Origin of the sequence: Streptomyces sp. NPDC024017 (genome assembly GCF_040638895.1) — a bacterium.
Classification (GTDB): domain Bacteria; phylum Actinomycetota; class Actinomycetes; order Streptomycetales; family Streptomycetaceae; genus Streptomyces.
In genome coordinates this window covers 466,652-488,852 of record NZ_JBEZYZ010000004.1, presented here as the reverse complement: position 1 = coordinate 488,852, position 22,201 = coordinate 466,652, and the positions used below count along the sequence as shown (strand labels likewise).

The 22,201-nt window shown below is 71.2% G+C and carries 21 protein-coding genes; 1 reads left to right on the top strand and 20 read right to left on the bottom strand.

Annotated features, from left to right (window positions below; translation table 11 throughout):
- Window positions 1-68 precede the first annotated feature (68 nt).
- Window positions 69-866, top strand: coding sequence for a tyrosine-protein phosphatase (locus AB0G20_RS13545; protein WP_361300524.1), 798 nt, complete (start codon window positions 69-71; stop codon window positions 864-866).
- Window positions 867-880: 14 nt separating this feature from the next.
- Here the strand turns inward: AB0G20_RS13545 and AB0G20_RS13540 are convergent, their stop codons facing one another.
- The 20 genes from AB0G20_RS13540 to AB0G20_RS13445 all read right to left on the bottom strand — a co-directional run bounded on the left by AB0G20_RS13540 (window position 881) and on the right by AB0G20_RS13445 (window position 22,074).
- Window positions 881-1,000, bottom strand: a complete 120-nt coding sequence (locus AB0G20_RS13540) for a DUF6126 family protein (RefSeq protein WP_361300521.1) — start codon at window positions 998-1,000, stop codon at window positions 881-883.
- Complete coding sequence (locus AB0G20_RS13535) at window positions 997-1,641, bottom strand: XRE family transcriptional regulator (protein ID WP_361300518.1); 645 nt, start codon at window positions 1,639-1,641, stop codon at window positions 997-999. Before AB0G20_RS13535 ends, AB0G20_RS13540 begins: the two co-directional genes overlap by 4 nt.
- 79 nt (window positions 1,642-1,720) lie before the next feature.
- Window positions 1,721-3,136: an aspartate aminotransferase family protein gene (locus AB0G20_RS13530; RefSeq protein WP_361300515.1), complete on the bottom strand. Its 1,416-nt coding sequence runs from the start codon at window positions 3,134-3,136 to the stop codon at window positions 1,721-1,723.
- The gene (gene dxs, locus AB0G20_RS13525; protein ID WP_361300512.1) at window positions 3,133-5,028 is read right to left on the bottom strand and encodes a 1-deoxy-D-xylulose-5-phosphate synthase; all 1,896 of its coding nucleotides are present in this window, start codon (window positions 5,026-5,028) and stop codon (window positions 3,133-3,135) included. The genes AB0G20_RS13530 and dxs overlap by 4 nt, the downstream gene beginning before the upstream one ends.
- Window positions 5,029-5,057: 29 nt before the next feature.
- The gene (ispG, locus tag AB0G20_RS13520; protein ID WP_361300509.1) at window positions 5,058-6,215 is read right to left on the bottom strand and encodes a flavodoxin-dependent (E)-4-hydroxy-3-methylbut-2-enyl-diphosphate synthase; all 1,158 of its coding nucleotides are present in this window, start codon (window positions 6,213-6,215) and stop codon (window positions 5,058-5,060) included.
- A 4-nt stretch (window positions 6,216-6,219) separates the two neighbouring features.
- Window positions 6,220-7,242, bottom strand: coding sequence for an adenosyl-hopene transferase HpnH (gene hpnH / locus AB0G20_RS13515; RefSeq protein WP_361300506.1), 1,023 nt, complete (start codon window positions 7,240-7,242; stop codon window positions 6,220-6,222).
- 5 nt (window positions 7,243-7,247) lie between these two features.
- Entirely contained in the window at window positions 7,248-7,889 is a 642-nt protein-coding gene (locus AB0G20_RS13510) for a 1-hydroxy-2-methyl-2-butenyl 4-diphosphate reductase (protein ID WP_361300503.1), read from the bottom strand.
- Window positions 7,886-9,958 (bottom strand): squalene--hopene cyclase, encoded by a 2,073-nt coding sequence (gene shc, locus AB0G20_RS13505; RefSeq protein WP_361300500.1) that lies wholly within the window; start codon window positions 9,956-9,958, stop codon window positions 7,886-7,888. The genes AB0G20_RS13510 and shc overlap by 4 nt, the downstream gene beginning before the upstream one ends.
- A 122-nt stretch (window positions 9,959-10,080) precedes the next feature.
- On the bottom strand, window positions 10,081-11,214 hold the full coding sequence (locus tag AB0G20_RS13500; protein ID WP_361300951.1) for a polyprenyl synthetase family protein: 1,134 nt from the start codon (window positions 11,212-11,214) through the stop codon (window positions 10,081-10,083).
- Window positions 11,214-12,626 carry a hydroxysqualene dehydroxylase HpnE gene (hpnE, locus tag AB0G20_RS13495; protein WP_361300497.1) on the bottom strand — a complete coding sequence of 471 codons (1,413 nt, stop codon included), beginning with the start codon at window positions 12,624-12,626 and terminating at the stop codon, window positions 11,214-11,216. Before hpnE ends, AB0G20_RS13500 begins: the two co-directional genes overlap by 1 nt.
- Window positions 12,623-12,814: a DUF6380 family protein gene (locus AB0G20_RS13490; RefSeq protein WP_361300494.1), complete on the bottom strand. Its 192-nt coding sequence runs from the start codon at window positions 12,812-12,814 to the stop codon at window positions 12,623-12,625. The genes hpnE and AB0G20_RS13490 overlap by 4 nt, the downstream gene beginning before the upstream one ends.
- Entirely contained in the window at window positions 12,811-13,761 is a 951-nt protein-coding gene (hpnD, locus tag AB0G20_RS13485; protein WP_361300491.1) for a presqualene diphosphate synthase HpnD, read from the bottom strand. Before hpnD ends, AB0G20_RS13490 begins: the two co-directional genes overlap by 4 nt.
- Window positions 13,758-14,660, bottom strand: coding sequence for a squalene synthase HpnC (hpnC, locus tag AB0G20_RS13480; protein WP_361300488.1), 903 nt, complete (start codon window positions 14,658-14,660; stop codon window positions 13,758-13,760). The genes hpnD and hpnC overlap by 4 nt, the downstream gene beginning before the upstream one ends.
- Before the next feature lie 359 nt (window positions 14,661-15,019).
- Window positions 15,020-15,799 carry an ABC transporter ATP-binding protein gene (locus tag AB0G20_RS13475; protein ID WP_361300485.1) on the bottom strand — a complete coding sequence of 260 codons (780 nt, stop codon included), beginning with the start codon at window positions 15,797-15,799 and terminating at the stop codon, window positions 15,020-15,022.
- Window positions 15,792-16,721, bottom strand: coding sequence for an ABC transporter permease (locus tag AB0G20_RS13470; RefSeq protein WP_361300482.1), 930 nt, complete (start codon window positions 16,719-16,721; stop codon window positions 15,792-15,794). The genes AB0G20_RS13475 and AB0G20_RS13470 overlap by 8 nt, the downstream gene beginning before the upstream one ends.
- A 105-nt stretch (window positions 16,722-16,826) precedes the next feature.
- Window positions 16,827-17,699, bottom strand: a complete 873-nt coding sequence (locus AB0G20_RS13465) for a glycosyltransferase (RefSeq protein ID WP_361300948.1) — start codon at window positions 17,697-17,699, stop codon at window positions 16,827-16,829.
- 5 nt (window positions 17,700-17,704) lie between these two features.
- Window positions 17,705-18,484: a CDP-alcohol phosphatidyltransferase family protein gene (locus tag AB0G20_RS13460; protein WP_361300479.1), complete on the bottom strand. Its 780-nt coding sequence runs from the start codon at window positions 18,482-18,484 to the stop codon at window positions 17,705-17,707.
- On the bottom strand, window positions 18,462-19,523 hold the full coding sequence (locus AB0G20_RS13455; protein ID WP_361300476.1) for an iron-containing alcohol dehydrogenase family protein: 1,062 nt from the start codon (window positions 19,521-19,523) through the stop codon (window positions 18,462-18,464). The genes AB0G20_RS13460 and AB0G20_RS13455 overlap by 23 nt, the downstream gene beginning before the upstream one ends.
- Window positions 19,511-20,263, bottom strand: coding sequence for a phosphocholine cytidylyltransferase family protein (locus AB0G20_RS13450; RefSeq protein WP_361300473.1), 753 nt, complete (start codon window positions 20,261-20,263; stop codon window positions 19,511-19,513). The genes AB0G20_RS13455 and AB0G20_RS13450 overlap by 13 nt, the downstream gene beginning before the upstream one ends.
- Complete coding sequence (locus AB0G20_RS13445; protein ID WP_361300470.1) at window positions 20,260-22,074, bottom strand: DUF5941 domain-containing protein; 1,815 nt, start codon at window positions 22,072-22,074, stop codon at window positions 20,260-20,262. Before AB0G20_RS13445 ends, AB0G20_RS13450 begins: the two co-directional genes overlap by 4 nt.
- Between the last annotated feature and the right edge of the window lie 127 nt (window positions 22,075-22,201).

Sequence of the window (22,201 nt, the reverse complement as noted above, 5' to 3'; positions counted from 1 at the left end):
GCATGTCGTATCGTCGAGTGGTGCCCGCCGACGAGCCGCGGCGGCGGCGCCGAAGGGGAGGAGCCCTCGTGACACAGCAGGTCCCGTCGACCGAGCCCGAGCTGGCCGGAGTGCGCAACTTCCGTGATGTGGGCGGACTTCCGACCGTGGACGGACGGCGGGTGCGCCAGGGAGTGCTGTTCCGCAGCGGCCACCTCGCTCACGCGACCGGGGAGGACGCCGCCTTCCTGACCACACTGGGCCTGCACACGATCTTCGACTTCCGCAACGCGGCCGACCAGAAGCTCGAGGGTCCGGACGTCGAGCTGCCCGGCGTGCGCAATGTGAACCTGCCGCTGAGCGACCCCGCCGACGGCGCCGAGTTCTGGAAGATGGTCCGCGACGGCGACCTGGACCAGCTGCGCGAGATCCTCGCGGACGGCAAGGGGGCGGGCCGCATGATCGCCTCCTACCGCACGATCATCAAGCACCGCACCGACGAGCACTCCCGGGTGCTGCACGCGCTCGCGCAGGACAGCGTCCCGGCGCTGATGCACTGCGCGGCGGGCAAGGACCGCGCGGGTCTGTCCGTCGCGGTCACGCTGCTCGCGGTGGGCGTCGAGCAGGAGGCGATCGTCGAGGACTACCTGAAGTCGAACGCCAAGCACCGCCGTTACAAGGTGCACCGCAGCAGTTCCGCCGCCTCGGCCTACTCCCCCGAGGTCATGGAACTGCTCAGCCCCCTCTTCGACGCGCGCGCCGAGTACCTGACGGCGGCCCTCGACACCATCGAGGAGACCTGGGGCGGCGTCGACGCCTACCTGGAGCAGGGACTGAAGCTCGCCCCGGAGACCCGCGAGCGGCTGCGCGAGCGGCTCCTCGACTGAGGCGCCCGGGGGCCCTACTTCGCCCCGACCTCGAACAGCAGGTAGACGAACGCGGCGAAGATGTGGCCTGCGATGAGGTAGACGAACAGCCTCACCCACAGGGCACGGGGAAACTTCTCCTCCATGTCGCTCATGACGCGTCTCCAGGGGTGGGGCCCAGGCACAGCGCGGCCGTCGGGCTCTGCAACAGGGTGTGGACGAAGAGCAGCTCGACGCCGTCGTGGTCCTCGGCGGCGATCCGGTGCGGGGTGAGCGAGTCGAAGTGGGCACTGTCGCCGGCCGCCAGCCGGTGCGTGGAGTCCCCGAGGCGCAGCCGCAGCCGGCCGCGCAGCACATGGAGCCACTCCTCGCCGGGGTGGACGCGCACGACGTCACCCTGGGAGCCGTAGGGGACGTGGACGCGCAGAGCCTGCATCCCGCGGCCGGTCGCGCCGGCCTGCCAGTAGGTCCAGCCGCCCGCCGCGGTCGGTTCCATGTCGGCCGCGCGGATGACGGCGTCCCGGCCCGCGACCGTCTCGCCGAGCAGCTCGGCGACAGTCGTACCGTAGACACGGGCGAGCGCGAGCAGCATCGGCAGCGAGGGCTGGCGCTGCCCGGTCTCCAGACGGGAGAGGTGGGCGGGCGACAGCCCGGCGGCGCGGGCCGCGGCCTCCAGCGTCAGGGAGGCCTGGCGCCGCAGGGCCCGCAGCTGGGGCGCGACGGTGGGCAGCGCACCGGGCGCCGGTTCGGCCGGCGAGTCGGCCCCGGAGGGCCGCTCGGTCTCGGAGGAGCTCATGGCTCCATTCAGCCGGAGCTTTGCCTCACCGGCAAATTTCTTGCCTCACAGGCAAAAGAGCAGGTGTCGGTGCCGTGGCTCAGCGGTTCGCCACGGCCTGCTTGACGAGCGTCTTGCCGAAGTCCCAGACCAGCCCGCCGTTGTGCGCGTCGTCCATCACGGCCGTGAAGGCGTCGACGAACCGGTCCACCTCCCGCTCGCCGATGATCAGCGGCGGGATCAGTTTGATCACCTCCATGTGGTCGCCGGAGACCTGGGTGAGGATCCGGTGCTTCTGCAGCAGCGGGACGACGACCATCTGCGCGAACAGTCCCTTGCGAGCGGCCTGGAGCATGGTCCAGCGGCTGCGCAGCTTCAGCGACTTCGGCCGCCCGAACTCGATGCCGATCATCAGGCCCCGGCCGCGGACCTCGGCGAGCATCTCGTACCTGTCCGTCAGCGCCGCCAGCCGGGACCGGAGCTGCTCCCCGGTGGCGCGGACGCCCGCGACGATCTGCTCGTTCTCCATCACCGACAGCACCGCCAGACCCGCCGCCATGGCCTGCGCGTTGGACCCGAAGCTCGCCGAGTGGACCAGCACCCGGTCCATGGACGAGTAGACCTTCTTGAAGATCCAGTCCTTGCCGATCGTGGCGCCGACCGGCACATAGCCGCCGGAGAGCGCCTTGGCCACGCACACCAGGTCGGGCTCCACACCGTCCTCGTGCTGGTAGGCGTAGAAATCGCCGGTCCGGCCGAGGCCCGTCTGCACCTCGTCGGCGATGAGCAGCGCCTTGTGCCGGTGCAGCAGCTCCTGGGCGGCCCGCAGCCAGCCGGGCGGGCCCTCCAGGACGCCCTTGCCCTGGATCGGCTCGACGATCAGCGCGGCGACGTCGCCCTGCTTCAGCTCCTTCTCCAGCGCGTCGAGATCGCCGAGCGGGACGGCCGTGTCGGGCAGCAGCGGGGCGAAGCCGTCGCGGAAGCCGGACTCGCCGTTCACCGAGAGGGAGCCGGTGGTCAGACCGTGGAAGGCGTGCGCGCAGTACAGGACCCTGGGTCTGCCGGTGACGAACCGGGCGAACTTCAGGGCGCCCTCGACGGCCTCGGTGCCGCTGTTGCCGAAGAACACCCGGTCCAGGTGCGGGCTGTGCGCGAGCAGCTTCTCGGCCAGCAGGCCCGGCAGCGGCTGGCAGTCGAAGCGGGTGAGATCGGCGAGCCCGGCGTCCAGGACGTCGTGCAGCGCCTTGCGTACGACGGGGTGGTGGCGGCCGAGGCCCATCACCCCGAACCCGGCGAGCATGTCCAGGTAGTCGTTGCCGTCCGCGTCGTAGAAGTAGGCGCCCTCGGCGCGCTCGTAGACCTTGTCGAAGCCGATGGTGTGCAGCATGCGCGGGAGCTGGTGGTTGAGGTGCCGGGTGTGCAGCTCGTAGCGCTCGGCTCCGCGCTCGGCCAGCAGCTTGCCGAGGTCGAACTCCCCGGCCTGCGACGACTCCGACGCGGACTCGGCGGTTGTCATTCCTGTGGCTCCTTGGACAGCTCTTCCTTGACGGTCAGGCTCGCGCCGATCCGTCCGGCGACCTCGACGGGTGTCAGGCCGATGTCGGCGAGCACCTCACCGCGCTTGGCGTGCGCGAGGAACTGCTCGGGGATGCCGAACCGCCGTACCGGCACGTCCACCTCGGCGTCGCCCAGGGCCAGCGCCACGGCCGAACCGACCCCGGCCGCACGGCTGTTGTCCTCGACCACGGCGACCAGGCGGTGCTCGGCGGCGAGCCCCGGCAGCGCCGGGTCGACGGGTTTGACCCAGCGCGGGTCGACGACGGTGCAGCCGATGCCGCGCGCTTCGAGCAGCTCGGCGGCCTGGAGGCAGACCGGCGCCATCACGCCGACGGCGACGAGCAGCACCTCGGGGTCGCCGTCCCGGTGCAGCACGTCCAGTCCGCCCACCCGGTCCACGGCCGGGATCGACGGGCCGACGGACTCCTTCGGGAACCGCAGCAGCGTCGGCGCGTCGTCGACGGCGACCGCCTCGCGCAGTTGCGCGCGCAGCTGGTCGGCGTCCCGCGGGGCGGCGATCCTGAGACCGGGCACGACCTGGAGGACGGACATGTCCCACATGCCGTTGTGAGAGGCCCCGTCGACGCCGGTGATCCCGGCCCGGTCCAGGACGAAGGTCACCCCGCAGCGGTGCAGGGCGACGTCCATGAGCAGCTGGTCGAAGGCGCGGTTGAGGAAGGTGGCGTAGACGGCGACGACCGGGTGCAGGCCGCCCGTCGCCAGGCCCGCCGCGGACACGGCCGCGTGCTGCTCGGCGATGCCGACGTCCCACACCCGGTCCGGGAACCGCTCGGCGAACCCGCCCAGGCCCACGGGATGCAGCATGGCGGCGGTTATCGCCACCACGTCCCGGCGCTCCTCGCCGATTTTGACGATCTCCTCGCCGAACACGGAGGTCCAGGAAGGGCCGCCCGACGGGGAGAGCGGTGCGCAGGTCAGCGGGTCCATCACGCCGACGGTGTGGAAGTGGTCCTGCTCGTGGGCGAGGGCGGGCTCGTAGCCGCGGCCCTTCTCCGTGAGGCAGTGGACGAGGACCGGCCCGTGGAAGCGCTTCGCGCGCCGCAGCGCGGACTCCACGGCCCCGGTGTCGTGCCCGTCGATCGGCCCCACGTACTTCAGGCCCAGATCCTCGAAGAGGCCCTGCGGGGCGAACGCGTCCTTGAAGCCCTTCTTCGCGCCGTGCAGGGCTTCGTAGAGGGTGTTGCCGACCAGGGGCGTGCCCTGGAGCACGTCCTTGCCCCAGGCCAGCACCCGCTCGTAACTGTCCGTCGTGCGCAGTGTCGCGAGGTGGTTGGCGAGGCCGCCGATGGTGGGGGCGTAGGAGCGTTCGTTGTCGTTGACGACGATGATCAGCGGGCGGTTCTTGGCGGCCGCGATGTTGTTCAGGGCCTCCCAGGCCATGCCGCCGGTGAGCGCCCCGTCGCCGATGACCGCGACGACATGGCCCTTCTCGCCCTGCACCTGGCGGGCCTTGGCGAGCCCGTCGGCCCAGCCGAGTGCCGTGGAGGCGTGGCTGTTCTCGATGACGTCGTGCTCGGACTCCTCGCGCGAGGGGTAGCCGGACAGACCGCCCTTGCCGCGCAGCTTGGAGAAGTCCTGGCGGCCGGTCAGCAGTTTGTGGACGTAGCTCTGGTGGCCGGTGTCCCACAGGATGCGGTCGACCGGCGACTCGAAGACCCGGTGCAGGGCGATGGTCAGCTCCACCACGCCCAGGTTGGGTCCCAGATGGCCGCCGGTCCTGGCGACCGCGTGCACCAGGAACTCGCGGATCTCTTCGGACAGTTCGCCTAGTTCCGCCTCGGACAGCGCCTTCAGGTCGCGTGGTCCCCGGATGCTCTCCAGAATCGTCACGCTCGGGCCCCCTTCGGATTCCGTGCTGCTCAGCTCACGGTGACGGCCGGCTCCCCCGACCCCACGCCGTCCTGCTCCATCTGCTCGGCGATCTTCATCGCCTCTTCGATCAGCGTCTCGACGATCTTCGACTCGGGGACGGTCTTGATGACCTCGCCCTTGACGAAGATCTGCCCCTTGCCGTTGCCGGAGGCGACCCCCAGATCGGCCTCCCGCGCCTCGCCGGGCCCGTTGACCACACACCCCATGACGGCGACCCGCAGCGGCACCTCCATGCCGTCGAGCCCGGCCGTGACCTCCTCGGCCAGCTTGTACACGTCGACCTGGGCACGCCCGCAGGACGGGCACGACACGATCTCCAGCCGGCGCTCCTTGAGCCCGAGGGACTGGAGGATCTGGATGCCGACCTTGACCTCCTCGGCCGGCGGCGCTGACAGCGACACCCGGATCGTGTCGCCGATGCCCCGCGACAGCAGCGCCCCGAACGCCACCGCCGACTTGATCGTGCCCTGGAAGGCCGGCCCCGCCTCCGTCACGCCCAGGTGCAGCGGGTAGTCGCTCTGCTCGGCCAGCTGCCGGTACGCCTCGATCATCACGACCGGGTCGTTGTGCTTGACGGAGATCTTGATGTCGCGGAAGCCGTGCTCCTCGAACAGGGACGCCTCCCACAGCGCGCTCTCCACGAGCGCCTCCGGGGTCGCCCTGCCGTACTTCTGGAGGAGGCGCCGGTCCAGCGACCCGGCGTTCACGCCGATCCGGATCGGGGTGCCGTGGTCCTTCGCCGCCTGGGCGATCTCCTTGACCCGGTCGTCGAACTGCTTGATGTTGCCGGGGTTGACGCGGACCGCCGCGCAGCCCGCCTCGATGGCCGCGAACACGTACTTCGGCTGGAAGTGGATGTCCGCGATCACCGGGATCTGCGACTTGCGCGCGATGGTCGCCAGGGCGTCCGCGTCGTCCTGCGTGGGGCAGGCGACCCGGACGATCTGGCAGCCGGACGCGGTCAGCTCCGCGATCTGCTGCAACGTGGCGCCGATGTCCGACGTACGGGTCGTCGTCATCGACTGCACCGACACCGGGGCCCCGCCCCCGACCGCCACCGGACCGACCTGGATCCGGCGCGAGACGCGCCGCTGCGCGATCGGCCGGACCGGCACCTCGGGGACACCCAGCGGGACAGCGGTCATGACGTCACTCCCGGTTCCCGGAGACCGTCTCGCGCAGGGCGCGCAGGGACTCCTTCAGCGATCCCATGGTGGCGAGGACGGCGGTGGGCTCGTAGCCGCAGTGCGCCATGCAGTTGGCGCAGCGCGGGTCCTTGCCGCGGCCGTACTTGTCCCAGTCGGTGTCCTCGACCAGCTCCCGGTACGTCGGCACGTACCCGTCGCTCATCAGGTAGCAGGGGCGCTGCCAGCCGAAGAGCGAGTAGTTCGGGATCGCCCACGCCGTGCACGGGAAGTCGACCTTGCCCTCCAGGAAGTCCAGGAAGAGCGGGGAGTGGTTGAGCCGCCAGCGCCGCCGGTTGCCGCCCGAGAAGGCCTTCTTGAACAGCTCGCGGGTCTGCTCCACGCCGAGGAAGTGCTCCTGGTCGGGGGCCTTCTCGTAGGCGTAGGCGGGCGAGATCATCATCTCGTCGACCTGGAGGTCGTCGTTGAGGAAGTTCAGCACCTCGATGATGGTCTGCGGGGTGTCGGTGTTGAAGAAGGTCGAGTTGGTGGTGACCCGGAAGCCGCGCTGCTTGGCCTCCTTGATCGCCGCCACGGCCTCGTCGAACACCCCCTCCTTCGCGACCGACTCGTCGTGCCGCTCGCGCAGCCCGTCGATGTGCACCGCGAAGGCGAAGTAGGGCGACGGCGTGAACTGGTCCATCTTCTTGCGCAGCAGCATGGCGTTGGTGCAGAGGAAAACGTACTTCCGCTTGGCCACCAGCTGACGCACGATCTCGTCGATCTGCGGGTGCATCAGCGGTTCGCCACCGGCGATGGACACCATCGGGGCACCGGACTCCACGACCGCCCCCACGGCCTGGGCGACCGGCATCCGCTGCTTGAGCACCCCGGCCGGATGCTGGATCTTGCCGCACCCCTCGCATTTGAGATTGCAGGCGAACAGCGGCTCCAGCTCGACGATCAGCGGAAACTTGTCCCGTCGGCGGATCTTCTGTTCAGCCAAGTACGTAGCGACCTTGATGGACTGTCGGAGCGGCATGGCCATCTGGCTCACCTCCTGGGGAGCAGCAAGGAACGGTGCCATTCGAAGAAAGCGGGAAGGACGGAACGAAGGACGCGGAAAGCTGATATTCCACCGCGCACCGTGCCGATCCGGACGAGTTCATGTTCAGGAGCGTCCACGACCACCCGGACGGCCGCAACCGGGCGCTCGCCCGCGCGCACGGCGCTCAGGAGCGTGACGGCTGACTCCATGTCGACCGCGATGGCACCGGTCGCGCGCAGGGCGGACCGTTCGGGGCCGCGCACGACGTGGTCGGAGCCGGTGAGCGGCCCGGTGTGCACGGTCCGCCCGGGCAGCGCGCGGGTCAGCTCCTTGACCAGCAGTTCGGTCCCGACGCAGGGGGTCGTGCCGCGCGGGTCGCGGGTCTCCTCGGCGACGACGAGGTCGCCGGGGTGCATGCCCGGTGCGAGGCCCGCGCAGAAGCCGGTGGCCAGGACGGCGGCGTCGCGCAGGGCCGGGTCGGCCAGCATGCGGGTGACGGCCCGCTCGGCCGCCGCCGGCCCCATGCCCGTGCGCAGCACCGTGACCGGCCCGTCGGCCCCGCCTCGGCCGCCCGCGCGCAGGGCGAACTGCTCGATGCCGAGCGCGCAGGCGATCAGCAGCGGGACCGGGGCGGTCTGTGCGGTCATCCGCTCCCCTTGGCCTCGGCGAGCGGCTTGCCGGCCCCGCTTCCCCGGAGCTCCTCGGCCGCCCCGCTTCCCCGGAGCTTCTCGGCGAAGGGCTCTCCGTGCAGATAGCGGCCGAGCGCGGTGAGCGGGAACACCTGCCGGTAGAGGTGGTAGTTGATCGAGAAGTCCCACGGGAAGCCCGTCCCCGTGAAGTACGGCTCGTCCCAGGAGCCGTCCGCCCGCTGGGTCGCGGCGAGCCACTCGATTCCGCGCTCGACGGCCCGGGAGCCCCGCTCCCCCGCCGCGAGCAGGGCCATCAGCGCCCATGCCGTCTGCGAGGCGGTCGAGGCGCCCTTGCCGCTCCACTCCTCGGCGTACTTGTAGGAGCGCAGGTCCTCGCCCCAGCCGCCGTCGTCGTTCTGGACCGACTCCAGCCAGGCCACGGCCCGCCGGATCGCCGGGTGCGCGGCGGGGATACCGGCGGCGGTCAGGGCGGGCACGACGGACCCGGTGCCGTAGACGTAGTTGACGCCCCAGCGCCCGAACCACGAGCCGTCCGGTTCCTGCTCGGCCAGCAGCCACTCGATGCCGCGCCGGGTGCGCGGGTCGTGGGCGAGGCCCTCCACCGCGAGCATCTCGACGACGTGCGCGGTGACGTCGGCGGAGGGCGGGTCGATGACCTCGCCGAAGTCGCAGAACGGCAGCCGGTTCGGGAAGGGACTGGTGTTGTCGACGTCGAAGGCGGCCCAGGCGCCGTTCTTCGACTGCATGCCGAGCGTCCAGCGCATGCCGCGTGCGACGGCCCGCTCCAGCCGCTCCGGGTCGTGGTGGGTGATCCGGCGCAGGGCGAGGATCACCTCGGCGGTGTCGTCGATGTCGGGGTAGTTGTCGTTGTGGAACTCGAACGCCCAGCCGCCGGGCGGCAGTCCGGGCCGTTTCACGGACCAGTCACCGGGCCGGACGATCTCCTCGCCCAGCATCCAGTCGGCCGCCTTCACCAACTGCGGGTGATCGGCGGGCAGTCCGGCATCCACGAGGGCGATGGCGGCCAGGCACGTGTCCCACACGGGTGACTGGCAGGCCTCGATCATCCGGGCGCCGTCCTCGCGCCACACGGCGAACCGGTCCAGGGACGCCAGCCCCTCGCGCATCACGGGGTGGTCGAGGTCGTAGCCCAGCAGGTGCAGGGCGATGATCGAGTACACGGCCGGGGGCTGGATGCCGCCCCAGCAGCCGTCGTTCTCCTGCCGCTCGATGATCCAGCGGGCGGCGCTGTTCATGGCGGCTCTGCGCAGTCTGCGCGGGGCGACCTTCCGCAGGGCGTGCAGGCCCTTGTCCATCCGCTGGAAGGCCCCGTCCCAACTGAAGGGCGAAGCCAGGGGCTTGGGCGGATTGGGCCGGTCCGGGTCGGTGTGCAGCTCGTCGAGCGGGAAGGGCGCGGGGCGTACCGGCCGCTTGGCGGAGACGATCGTCAGCGGGACGATGGTCTGCCGCGCCCAGCAACCGAAGTCGTAGATGTTGAGCGGCACCCACTTCGGGAAGAAGACGAGCTCCGGGGGGAGTTCGGGCAGGTCCTCCCACTTCCACCAGCCGAACAGGGCCAGCCAGATCCGGGTGAAGACCCGGGCGGCGGCGATGCCGCCCTGCGCGCGGATCCAGGCGGAGGCCTTCGCCATGTGCGGGGCGTCGGGCGCGTCACCGGCCAGGCGGAGGGCGACGTACGCCTCGATGGTGGCGGACAGTTCGCTCGGTCCGCCGTAGAAGGTGGCCCAGGTGCCGTCCTCGCCCTGCTCGCCGCGGATGAAGAGGGCGGCGGCTTGCGTGGTCTTGTCGTCGCGGATGCCGAGGAACTGACGGAGCAGCAGGTCCTCGGCGTCCATCGTGACGTTGGTCTCGAGGTCGCCCTTCCACCAGCCCTCGGCGTCCTGGCGGGAGAGCAGGAAGTCGGTGGCACGCCGGGCGGCGCGTGCGGCGGCTTCCGGTACCCCGGCCGCCCCGGGGGTGTCCGTGTCCGTGTCCGTATCGGTTTCGCTGGCCGCGGCGGCGCGGGGTGGCAGGGCCCCGGTGCTTCCGTCGGTCGTCGCTGTCATGGCTTCCCCTTCGTGCAGTGGTGCAAGGTGTGCAGCTGCTGTGGGTCCGCCGTCGGCCGGTGCTCCGTGATGACTCGCGGCACCGGCCGGCGACTACGCGAGGGCTATTCGGCCGATAGTGATCATCTCTTTCGTACGACGACGAAGTCCGCGAGGGCCGTGAACTGTGCCCGCACCCGGTCGGGCATGTCGACGGCGTCGAGGGCCTCGATGGCGATGGTGTGCTGACGGCGTGCCTCGTCGGCGGTCCACTCGCGGCCGCCGGCCTCCTCGATGAGGGCGGCGCGGGCCGCGAACTCCTCCTCGGAGAAATTCTCGAAGTCGTGGGCCTTGGCGTCGGCGGCGAGGATCTCGCCGAGCCGCTCGGAGGCCGAGCCGCCCGCCGCGAGGGCGGCCACGACCGGCAGGGACTTCTTGCGCTGGCGCAGGTCGCTCCAGGTCTGCTTGCCGGTGGAGTCCGGGTCGCCCCAGATGCCGAGGAGGTCGTCGACGGCCTGGAAGGCGAGGCCCAGGTGGTAGCCGTACTTCTCGAGGGTGTCGGCGGTGTGGTCGTCGGCGCCGCCGAGGACCGCGCCGATGGAGCTGGCGCAGGCGAGCAGGGCGCCGGTCTTGTTGCCCTCCATCTCCAGGCACTCCGCGACGCTGACGCGATCGCGGTGCTCGTAGGAGATGTCCTGGGCCTGGCCGTCGATCAGGGCGCGGGTGGCCGTGGTCAGACGGCGGGTGGCTCGGCCGGCCTCGACGGTGCCGAGTTCGAGGAGGACCTCGTTGGCGAGGGCGAACAGGGCGTCGCCGACCAGGATGGCCTGGGCGGGGCCGTGCACCTTCCAGACCGTGTCGCGGTGACGGCGCTGCTCGTCGCCGTCCATGAGGTCGTCGTGGAGGAGGGAGAAGTTGTGGACCAGTTCCACGGCGACGGCGCCGGGGATGCCGGTCTCGGGGGCGGCCGACATGACCTCGGCGGACAGCACCGCGAGGGCGGGGCGTACGGCCTTGCCGCCGTCCCCCGCCGCGGGCCTGCCCTGGGCGTCGATCCAGCCGAAGTGGTAGGCGGCAACAGTGTCCATGGGAGGTGCCAGGCGGTCGACGGCCGCCCGCAGTACCGGAGTGGCCAGGGTCCGGCCGCGCTCCAGCAGCGCGGTCACGTCCACCGCCTCGGCAGTCTTCGAGGCCGGGGGCACAGTGGGCACAGTCTCTCCTCTTGTTGCGGTACCGGGGGTGCGGGGGTCGCCTGCCGCGCCGGCCTGAGCCGGCATCATGCCGCCTCCTCGAACTCGAAGAGGGCGTGCGGACGGGGCCGGCCCAGGGCGCCCAGCACGGCGTCCGCCGCGCTCACACCACTGCGGACCGCACTCTCCATGGTCGCGGGCCACCCGGTGGCGGTCCACGCTCCGGCCAGGTAGAGGCCGGATGCCTTGGTGCGGGCGCCGGGCCTGAGGCGCCCGACGCCGGGGGTGGGAGCGAACGTCGCGGTGCGCTCCCGGGTGACGAAGAAGTCTTTCACTCCGGCACCGCGGGTCAGCGGCAGCAGCCGCTCCAGCTCGGGCAGGTACCGCTCGCGCAGCACGGCGACGGGCTCGTCGATCTCGTCCTGGGCGGCCGACTGCGACAGGGCGAGGTACTGGCCCTCGCGCAGCCCGGACGCCTCGGTCCGGTCGAAGACCCACTGCACGGGGCTGCCGAGGGCGGTGAAGAACGGCCGGCCGAGGACCTTCCGGTCGTAGACCACATGGACGTTGAGGATCGGCGCGGTGCCGATCTCCAGGAGCTGTTCGGGCGCGTCGAGGGCGCCCGCGGGCAGCAGGTCGTGCGCCTCGCGCTGCGGCACGGCGAGGACCACCGCGTCGGCCTCCAGGGTCTCCCCCGGGACGTCGACGGCCCACTGCCCGTTCGCGTTCGCGCAGACGGAGGTGACGCGGGTGCGGAGTTCGGTGCGCACGCCCGCGGAGTCGAGGGCCTTGCGGGCCAGCCGGTCGTGCAGGTCGCCCAGCGGGACGCGCGCCCAGCCGATGTCGGCCGCGCCCGGGTCGGACAGCAGACCGGTCTTGAACACCATCGCGGCCAGCGCCAGAGAGGCGTCGGAGGCGGCCGCGTTGAGGGTGGCGATCCCGACCAGGTCCCACAGGGCCTCGACGGCGCGTGCCGACTGGCCGTGCGCGGCCAGCCAGCTGCCGAAGTCCTGCGTGTCCAGCGCCGGGTCGGTGAGGTCGAGCCCCTTGAGCGCGAGTGCCGCCCGGCCCACCCTGGCGCGGTCGGCGAGCGACAGGTGCGGATAGGTGGCGAGGCTGCGCCCCAGGTGCAGGGGCACGGGCAGCGCGTCGCGCCGCAGCCTGCCGAGCCGTCGCCCCTCGGGCCGTGCGGCGTCCAGAACGGGTACGTCGAGCCGGTCCTGCAGCGGGGCCAGTGCCGCGCCCTCGATGCGGTCGAGGAACCAGCGGTAGGCGGTGCAGCAGCGCAGGTAGACGTGCTGGCCGTTGTCGACGGTGACATCACCGCGCTGGAAGGAGAAGGCCAGGCCGCCGAGCCGTGGCCTGCCTTCCAGCAGGGTGACGCGCACCCCGGCGTCGGCGAGCGCGAGCGCGGTGGTGACGCCGGCGAGCCCGCCGCCCACCACGACGGCGTGCCGCCCCTGTGCGGCAGGTCCTTGAGACCGTGTGCCGTGGGTCATCGTGCGCCCTCCCCCTCGGCCCGGGCGTGCTGCTCGAACGGTGCACGACCGGCCGTCTCCGTCAGGGACGCGGCCTCGCGCCGGAGGGTTGCCCGCCGGTTGTCTCCGACGGCTCGGCCGAGGGGCGCGTCGCACCCACGCCCGGCCATCCGCGCCACACCGCCGAGGGCGGCCTCTGTGCCGTTCACGCACGCCTCCTGACGGTCCGTCGGGTCACATGCCGGGCGTCGAGGCCGGACAGGCCGCGCACGGCGACGTACGCCTTCTCCCGGCCGGGCAGGGAGACCCGGCCGCGCAGCACGGCCTCCGGGTCGCGCTCGATGCGGTCGAGGAGGCGGCGGTAGATGCCGGCCATGGCGGCGACACAGGCGCCGCTGCGCCGGTCGAGCATGGGGAGCAGCCGGTAGCCCTCGGCGAACAGAGCGCGGGCCCGTCGCACTTCGAAGTGCACGAGGCCCGCGAAGTCGGAGCCCTCCGGCGGCCGCGGCCCGCTGAAGCCGGCCGAGCAGCCGAACTTGGCGAGATCGTCGGCGGGCAGGTAGGTCCGCCCGTCCACGGCGTCCTCGCGAACGTCTCTGAGAATGTTGGTGAGCTGAAGCGCGAGCCCGAGCGTGTCGGCATACTCCGGCGCGCGGTCCACGCCGCGCGCCCCCGGTTCCGTGCCGAACACGCCGAGCGACAGACGCCCGATCGCGCCCGCCACGCAGCGGCAGTAGACCTTCAGGTCGTCCCAGGTCTCGTAGGTCTCACCGCGGACGTCCATCAGGACGCCGTCGATGAGCTCGTCCAGGCCTCCGAGCGGGATCGGGAAGTGCCCGGCCGCGTGCGAGAGGGCGACGGCGACCGGGTCGGTGTCGTCCTCGTCGACCTCGTCCTCGCGGATCCGGGTGAGCAGCGCCCGGGTCTCCTCCAGCCTGCCCACCTTGACGTCGTCGGCGAGCGCACCGTCGCCGATGTCGTCGACCCGCCGCGAGAACGCGTACAGCGCCGACATGGCACGGCGCTGAGGCGTCGGCAGCAGCCGGATGCCGTAGGCGAAGTTACGGGCCTGCCGCCCGGTGACGGCCTCGCAGTAGCTGTAGGCGGCGAGTACCGGTGGGGACGCGTGTGGTTCCGACTCCACGGTCCGGATCACCCCTCTCCTCGCAGAGTCACGCCGACCTCACGCAGCAGCCGGACCTTGCCGGGCTTGGGCGGGCCGGGAAGTACGTCGAATTCGGCGGCGGCGATCGCGTGGACGGCCGCCCTTCCCCCCGCCACGAACCCTGCGAGCAGCAGCTTCAGCCTGCCGTGGACGCTACCCACCAGGGGGGCGCCTTCATTCAGGAGATCCCGGGCCCTTTGCGCTTCGTACGCAATCAGCGCACGGACCGACGCTCCGGCGGTCTTCGTGGCGAGATCCGCTTCCTGGACGTGGAAGCGCTTCATGTCGGCTGCGGGCAGGTAGATGCGGTCGCGGCCGAGGTCCTCGGCCACGTCCTGGAGGTGCTCGACGATCTGGAGCGCCGTACAGATCATGTCGGAGCGGCGGATCCGCTCGGGTGTCGAGGCGCCGGTGACGGCGAGGACGAGACGGCCCACGGGGTTGGCCGACAGCTCGCAGTAGGCGAGCAGGTCGTCGTAGGTCTCGTAGCGGCCGACCAGCTGGTCCTGGCGGTTGGCGGCGATCAGGCCGAGGAACGGCTCGGGAGTCAGCGAGCGGCGGCGCACGGTCGGCTGGAGGCGGCGCAGCAGCGGATGGCGCGGGGTCGAGTCGAAGACCCGGCGCAGGTCGGCCTCGAAGGCGTCCAGCAAAACCAGCCGGTCCTCGGCGTCCCGCGAGGACACACCGAGCAGGCGGGCGTCGGCACCGCCGGGAGTGAGGTCGCCGTCGCCGATGTCGTCGACCAGACGGGCGAAGCCGTAGACGGCCATGAGGTCAAAGCGCCAGGCCCGGGGCAGGAAGAAGGGGGCCACCGGGAAGTTCTCGCCGGCGGCCTTGTCGAGCGTGCCGCGCTCCGGATCGAGGGGGCGCGCCGTGCCGGTTCCCGTCACCGCCGACTGCCCGGCGCGGGGACGGCACGTGCTGCGTGGAGCTGGGGAGTTTCCGTAGCCATCGCCGTCACATCTCCCGTTCTACACTGCCGACCCAATACACACTATTTCGGACACGCCGCCCAGCCGTCCGCACGGTGGTCCGACGGGCGGTGTCGCGCATTATTGCCCTGATTGCCGTGTTTCGGGACCGGTACAGCTTACGTTGTACAACGCGCCACGGTTCGTCAGGGTGTCCCGCACATCACGAGAACGCACCGATTGGCCCCAAGATTCCTGAGATGGGCCGGAGTTGACGTTTCCTTTGCAGACGCGGGGCCCCGTCGGAGCAGTTCCGTCGGGGCCCTGGCCGAATCGGGCTACTTGCCCGTGAACTTCTCGTACTCCTTGAGCACCTCGTCGGTGGGGCCGTCCATGCGCAGCTCGCCGCGTTCCAGCCACAGGACGCGGTTGCAGGTGTCGCGGATGGACTTGTTGTTGTGGCTGACCAGAAACACCGTGCCGGCTTCCTTGCGCAGCTCCCGGATGCGGTCCTCGGAGCGCTTCTGGAACTTCCGGTCACCCGTCGCCAGGGCCTCGTCGATCATCAGGACGTCGTGGTCCTTGGCCGCGGCGATGGAGAAGCGGAGCCGGGCCGCCATGCCGGAGGAGTAGGTCCGCATGGGCAGGGTGATGAAGTCGCCCTTCTCGTTGATGCCGGAGAAGTCGACGATGTCCTGGTAGCGCTCCTTGATCTCCTCACGGGACATGCCCATGGCGAGCCCGCCCAATATGACGTTGCGTTCGCCCGTGAGGTCGTTCATCAGGGCCGCGTTGACGCCGAGCAGCGAGGGCTGGCCGTCGGTGTAGACCTTGCCCTGCTCGGCGGGCAGCAGCCCGGCGATGGCGCGCAACAGGGTCGACTTGCCGGAGCCGTTGGACCCGATCAGGCCGATGGCCTCGCCGCGGTAGGCGACGAAGGAGACACCGCGCACGGCGTGCACCTTGCGCACACCCCGCTCCTCGCCGCGCTTGAGGATGCGGCTGAGGGCGGCGGTGGCGCTGCCCTTGCCGCTCTTGGCGCCGTTGACGCGGTAGACGATGTGCAGGTCGTCCGCGACGACGGTGGGGATGCGTGCGTCCTGGTTCTGCTCAGCCACGGCCGTACCTCTCCTCCGCCTTCCAGAAGTACACGAAGCCGCCGAGGGCGAACAGCACGGCCCAGCCGCCCGCGACCGCCCACACGTGGTCGGGGAGGTACGAGCCGTCGTAGTCGTCGATGAGGGCGAACCGCATCAGGTCCATGTAGATCGCGGCCGGGTTCCACTGCAGGACGTTCGCGATCCAGCTCGGCTTGTCCTCCAGGAAGATCGGGATGGAGAACATCACGCCGGACGCGTACATCCACGTCCGCATCACGAACGGCATCAGCTGCGCGAGGTCGGGGGTCTTGGCGCCCGCCCGGGCCATGATCAGCGCGAGGCCGGTGTTGAAGCAGAACTGCAGGACCAGCACGGGCACGATCAGCACCCAGGACAGGTCCGGGTAGTGGCCGAAGCCGACCGCGATGGCGAACAGCACGAACATCGAGAACAGCAGCTGCTGGAGCTGCTGGAGCGCGAAGGAGATCGGCAGCGAGGCGCGCGGGAAGTGCAGGGCGCGGACCAGGCCGAGGTTGCCGGAGATCGCGCGCACGCCCGCCATCACCGAGCTCTGCGTGAAGGTGAACACGAACACGCCCGTGACCAGGAACGGGATGTACACCTCGCGGGGCATGCCCCGGTCGGCCTCCAGCAGCAGGCCGAAGATGAAGAAGTACACGGCCGCGTTCAGCAGCGGCGTGGCCACCTGCCACAGCTGGCCGAGCTTGGCCTGGCTGTACTGGGCGGTCAGCTTCGCCCGGGAGAAGGCGAGGATGAAGTGCCGCCGGTCCCAGAGCTGACGGACGTACTCGATGAGGGACGGCCGGGCGCCGCTCACGGTCAGCCCGTGCTTGGCGGCGAGTTCCCTCGCCGTGAGGCCCTCGTCGGGCGCCGCGGGCGCGCTCACCGCGACCGTGGCGTCGTGCGTTGTCTCACTCACTAGTGGAAACTTTCGTCTTCGAGATGCTCGGCCTGTGCCGGTCTGGCATGAGCCGGGGCCAGAGTACGGCCCGGGGGCTCCCGGGTAGTCCCGGATACGAGCTTGTCAGATGACGGGGGGCCGGCCCAGCCGGGTCAGCCGCCACACCGTACGCCACTTCATGGGCCGGCGGGGCCCGCACGAGGTGGTCCAGCCTTCGCGGAATCCGCCGAACCAGGCCCGCAGCGCACTGCGGGAGGGGCGGCGCAGCAGGGTGAGCAGCAGCCACACGCCGAGGTAGACCGGGACGAGCGCCGAGGGGAGGTTGCGGCGGGCCAGCCAGACGCGGTTGCGGGCGACCATGCGGTGGTAGACCGCGTGCCGCGAGGGAGCGGTCGTCGGGTGGTAAAGCACCATGTCGGACCGGTAGTCGATCATCCAGCCCGCGTCGAGGGCCCGCCATGCCAGGTCGGTTTCCTCGTGGGCATAGAAGAACTCGTCCGGAAGCCCGCCGACGTCGGCGAAGACGCGGGTGCGGACGGCGTTGGCGCCGCCGAGGAAGGTCGTCACGCGCGAGGAGCGCATCGGGTCGGAGGCGCGCAGCCGGGGTACGTGGCGGCGCTGGGTGACGCCGGTCTCCGGGTCGGCTATGCGGAAACTCACGATGCCGAGCTTCGGGTCGGCCTCGAACGCCTTGCGGCACAGCTCGGCGGTGTCGTGGCCCGCGAGCAGTCCGTCGTCGTCCAGGAAGAGCAGGATGTCGACGTCCCGGCCGGCGGGCCCGAAGGCCTCGATGCCGACGTTGCGGCCGCCGGGGATGCCGAGGTTCTCGGGCAGCTCGATCGTGCGGACGCCCTCGGGGACGTCCGGGACGGGCGAGCCGTTGCCGACGACGACCACCTCGACCCGGTCGCCGTCCTGCTTGGCGACGGAGTCGAGGAGGGCGCGCAGCTCCTCGGGCCGGTTGCCCATGGTGATGATGACGGCGCCGACCTTCATGCCGCTCACTTCAGCCTGCTCGAGGCGAGGATGGACACCAGGTGCAGCAGGGTCTGCACCAGCGCGATGCCGGCCAGCACCGCGACGCCGAGCCGGGAGAAGAACAGGTCACCGCGGACCTGGTCGACGATCGCCAGCACGAGGATCAGCAGGGACGCCTCGATGCCGAGGATCAGCCGGTGGAAGTTCAGGGCGGCGGCGGCCTTGCGGGCCAGCGCCATGCCGGAGGAGCGCATCTCGGCGGCGGCCTCCTTGACCGGCGGCTTCCCGGCCTGGTGCCGGGCGACGCCGACCAGGTCGGTCTCGGCCTTGATCAGGATGGCGCCGAGGGCGGCCAGGGTGCCGAGGAAGGCCCACAGCCAGTCGATGCGGCCGCTGCCCCACGGGTCGGCGGCGCGCAGGCCGAAGCCGACGAGCACGGCGGCGTCGGTCAGGTAGGCGCCGACCCGGTCCAGGTAGACGCCGTTGAGCGAGTACTGCTTCTTCCAGCGCGCGATCTCGCCGTCGACGCAGTCCAGCAGCAGGTACATCTGGACCATGACCACGCCGAGAACGGCTCCCGCGATCCCCGGCACGAGCAGTGCCGGGGCCGCGAGCACACCGAAGACGGTCATCAGGTAGGTGAGCTGGTTGGGCGTGACCCTGGTGTTGACCAGGTAACGGTCGACCCGCAGGGACACCTCACGCATGTAGAGGCGTCCCATCCAGTGCTCACCGCTGCGCCGGTCCTTCACCCCTGGGGGGTGAACGACGGGGCGGAGTTCAGCTACCGATGGCCTTGACATAGTCGGCGTAGGTGTCCTTGATCTGTTCGGTGTTCAGGTCGAGGTGTTCGAGGATGGTGTAGCGACCGGGCCGGGTCTCCGGGGCGAACTCGACGGCCTTGACGAACTCGTCCGTCGTGAAGCCGATCTCGTCCGGCAGCACGGGCAGCCCGTGCCTGCGCAGCACCTCGGCCATGTACGCCGATTCCTCGTGCGCTCCGCGCAGCCACATCGCGAAGGCCGCGCCGAGTCCGCACTGCTCGCCGTGGGCGGCGGCGCGCTTCGGGTAGAGCAGGTCGAAGGCGTGGTTGATCTCGTGGCACGCCCCGGAGGAGGGCCGCGAGTCGCCCGAGACCGACATGGCGATGCCGCTGAGGACCAGCGCCTCGGCGAGCACCTGGAGGAAGTTGTTGTCCCCGATGCCGCCCGGGTGCCGCAGTACGGCCTCGCCGGCCTGGCGGGCCATGGCCGCGGCGAGTCCGTCGATCCGCTCGCCCTTGACGCGGTTGGCCAGCTCCCAGTCGGCGATCGCCGAGATGTTGGAGACGGCGTCACCGATGCCGGCGCGCACGTAACGGACCGGCGCCTCACGGATGACGTCCAGGTCGATGACGACCGCGATCGGGTTCGGCACACCGTACGAGCCGCGGCCCGCGTCGTTGTCGAGGGTGGCGACCGGCGAGCACAGGCCGTCGTGCGCGAGGTTCGTCGGCACGGCGACCAGGGGCAGGCCGACGCGTGCCGCGGCGAACTTGGCGCAGTCGATGATCTTGCCGCCGCCGAGGCCGACGACCGCGTCGAAGTGGCCGGCCTTTATGTCGCCGGCCAGCCGGATCGCGTCGTCGAGGGTGCCGCCGCCGACCTCGTACCAGGTGGCGCCGGGCATGCTCGGCGAGATGCGCTCGCGCAGCCTGGCGCCGGAGCCGCCGCTGACGGCGACGGCGAGGCGGCCGGAGTGCGAGATGCGCTCGTCGGCGAGGACGCACGCCAGGTCGTCGAGGGCACCCGGGCGGATGTCCACGACCAGCGGCGAGGGGATGAGCCGGGTCAGTACTGGCATGCGATCTCCCGTCCACGGGCGAGATCGTCGTGGTTGTCGATCTCCACCCACTTGACGTCGCCGATCGGCGCCACGTCGATACGGAAGCCGCGGTTGACCAGCTCCTGGTAGCCGTGCTCGTAGAACTGCTGCGGGTCGGTCTCCCACACGGCCTTGAGCGCGTCGGCCAGCTCGGGGGCGGCGTCGCCCTCGATCAGCGTGACGCCGATGTACTCACCGGTGGCCTCGGCGGGATCCATCAGCTTGGTGATCTTCGTCATGCCCTTCTCGGGGCTGACGACGACCTTCATCTCCTCGTCCGCGAGCTGCTTGACCGTGTCCAGCGCGAGGATGATCTTCTTGCCGTCGCCGCGGGCGGCGAGCAGCGTCTTCTCGACGGAGACCGGGTGGACGGTGTCGCCGTTGGCGAGGATCACGCCGTCCTTGAGGGCGTCACGCCCGCACCACAGGGAGTAGGCGTTGTTCCACTCCTCGGCCTTGTCGTTGTCGATGAGGGTGAGCTTGAGGCCGTACTTCTGCTCAAGGGCTTCCTTGCGCGCGTACACGGCCTCCTTGCGGTAGCCGACGATGATCGCGACCTCGGTGAGACCGATCTCGGCGAAGTTGCCGAGGGTCAGGTCGAGCACCGTGGGTTCGCCTTCTATGCCCGCGGGGCCCACCGGCACCAGCGCCTTCGGGAGGCTGTCGGTGTAGGGGCGCAGACGCCGTCCGGCGCCGGCCGCGAGCACGAGGCCGATCATGCGGTTTCTCCTTCATCGTGTACGGCGGGTGCGCCGCCCTTGTGGGCGCCGACCCAGAAGCGGATGCTCTCGACGAGCACCACCAGGGCCACGGCCACGGCCAGTGCCGTGAGCGCGACTGTGAACTGCGAGGCGGTGAGCAGCGCGGCGAGGACGGTGACGAGCAGCGTCCGCCCTTCGTGCCCCCCGATGGAGCGCACCAGCCAGGCCGGGGGCGCTCCGGCGTCGCCGCGGATGCGGTAGACCGTGTCGTAGTGATGGTAGGCGACCGCGGCCACCAGCCCGAAAGCCGCAGGAAGGGCTCCGTTCACATCCGCCTTTGCCGCCAGGACCAGGACGGTGCCGTACTCGGCGGCGCGGAGGAACGGGGGGACCAGCCAGTCGAGGGCGCCCTTCAGGGGGCGGGCGACGGCGAGGCCGGAGGTGAGGGCGTAGCCGAGGGCAGCGACGATCGGCCAGGGGCCGCCGAAGTCCGTCAGCGCCGCGGTGAGGACGACGGCGAGACCGCCGAGCAGGGCGACGACCGGGGCGGTGAAGCCGGGCAGCTTGCGGGCTGCCTTCTTGAACGCCTGCGCGAAGCCCTGCGCGAGCGGGCCGCTGTCGGCGAGGTCGGCCAGGGCGCCGGCGGCCCGGTCGGTCCGCTTGGCCTTGCGGGTCAGGGACCGCAGCACCCGCCCGGCCGTGGTGTACGTCGCGGCGAAGGCGCAGCCGATCAGCAGCGCGTAGAAGGTGATGCGCGGGGTCGTGACCGCCGTCAGGACGGCGATCATCGCCCAGCGCTCGCCGATGGGCAGGACGATCATCCGCCGGACCCAGACGGTCCACCCGACGCTGTCGAGCTTGTCGGAGAGGGCGGCGGTGGGGCTGGTGTTGGCGGTGGCGTCGTGGTTGGCCTCGTTGAAGGAGAAGTCCACGACGTGCCGGCAGGTCTGCAGGACCATGGCCCCGAGGGCGAGGGCCCAGACGTCGTCGCCGCCGCGGGCGGCTCCGAGGGCGAGGCCGGCGTAGTAGGCGTACTCCTTGGCCCGGTCGAAGGTGGCGTCCAGCCAGGCGCCGAGCGTGGAGTACTGCAGGGAGTAGCGGGCGAGCTGCCCGTCGGTGCAGTCCAGCACGAAGGACGCGATCAGCAGGACGCCGGCCGCGACGAAGCCGCCGCGGGTGCCGGTGGCCGCGCAGCCCGCCGCTATGAGGGCGGTGAGCAGGGAGGCCGTGGTGACCTGGTTCGGGGTCAGGCCCCGGCGGGCGCACCAGCGGGCGATGTAGCGGGAGTACGGGCTGATGCAGTACGTGGTGAAGAAGCCGTCGCGGGACTTCACGGCGGACTTCAGGCGTACGGCCTCGTCGTCGACGTCCGTCACCGCCTGCCGTGCCTCGTTGCGGGCCTGCGGGTCGGCGGGGACGGCCGCGACGAGGCTGCCCAGCTCGGGGCGGTGCACGTCGGTGCCGTCGGCGTCGAGGGCGGTGAGGATGCGGTCGGCGAGGCTGTCGACCAGGGTGGTGCCGCCGCCGGCGGAGTTCTCGCGGGCCATCGCCCGGGTCAGGGCCTGGCGGCCGGCGGGCTGGGCCGTGACGGCGCCGGGGATCCCGGCGAGCGGGAAGCGGGGGTCGGTGAGGCCGAGGCGCAGCGCGTGCACGTGCCCCACGAAGCGGGCGTCGACCAGGGCGACCCGCTGGTCGCCCGGCACCTCCGCGAGGAGGGTCTCGGCCTCTGCGGCGTCGGTCGCGATCCGGAGGTCGAACCCGAGGGACCGCAGGTCGGCCTCGATCGACGATCCGGGGACCGGCTGGCCGGTGAGGATGGCGGTCGACAACCGAATTCACTCCCTGGGTACCGACGCGTCCGCGCCAGTGACGTACATGGTGGGGGCGCCTTCTCCGGTGGCTCCCGGGCGGCATGTCGGCAGAGGCTATCGGATGCCGGGAAGGCCACGTTCACCG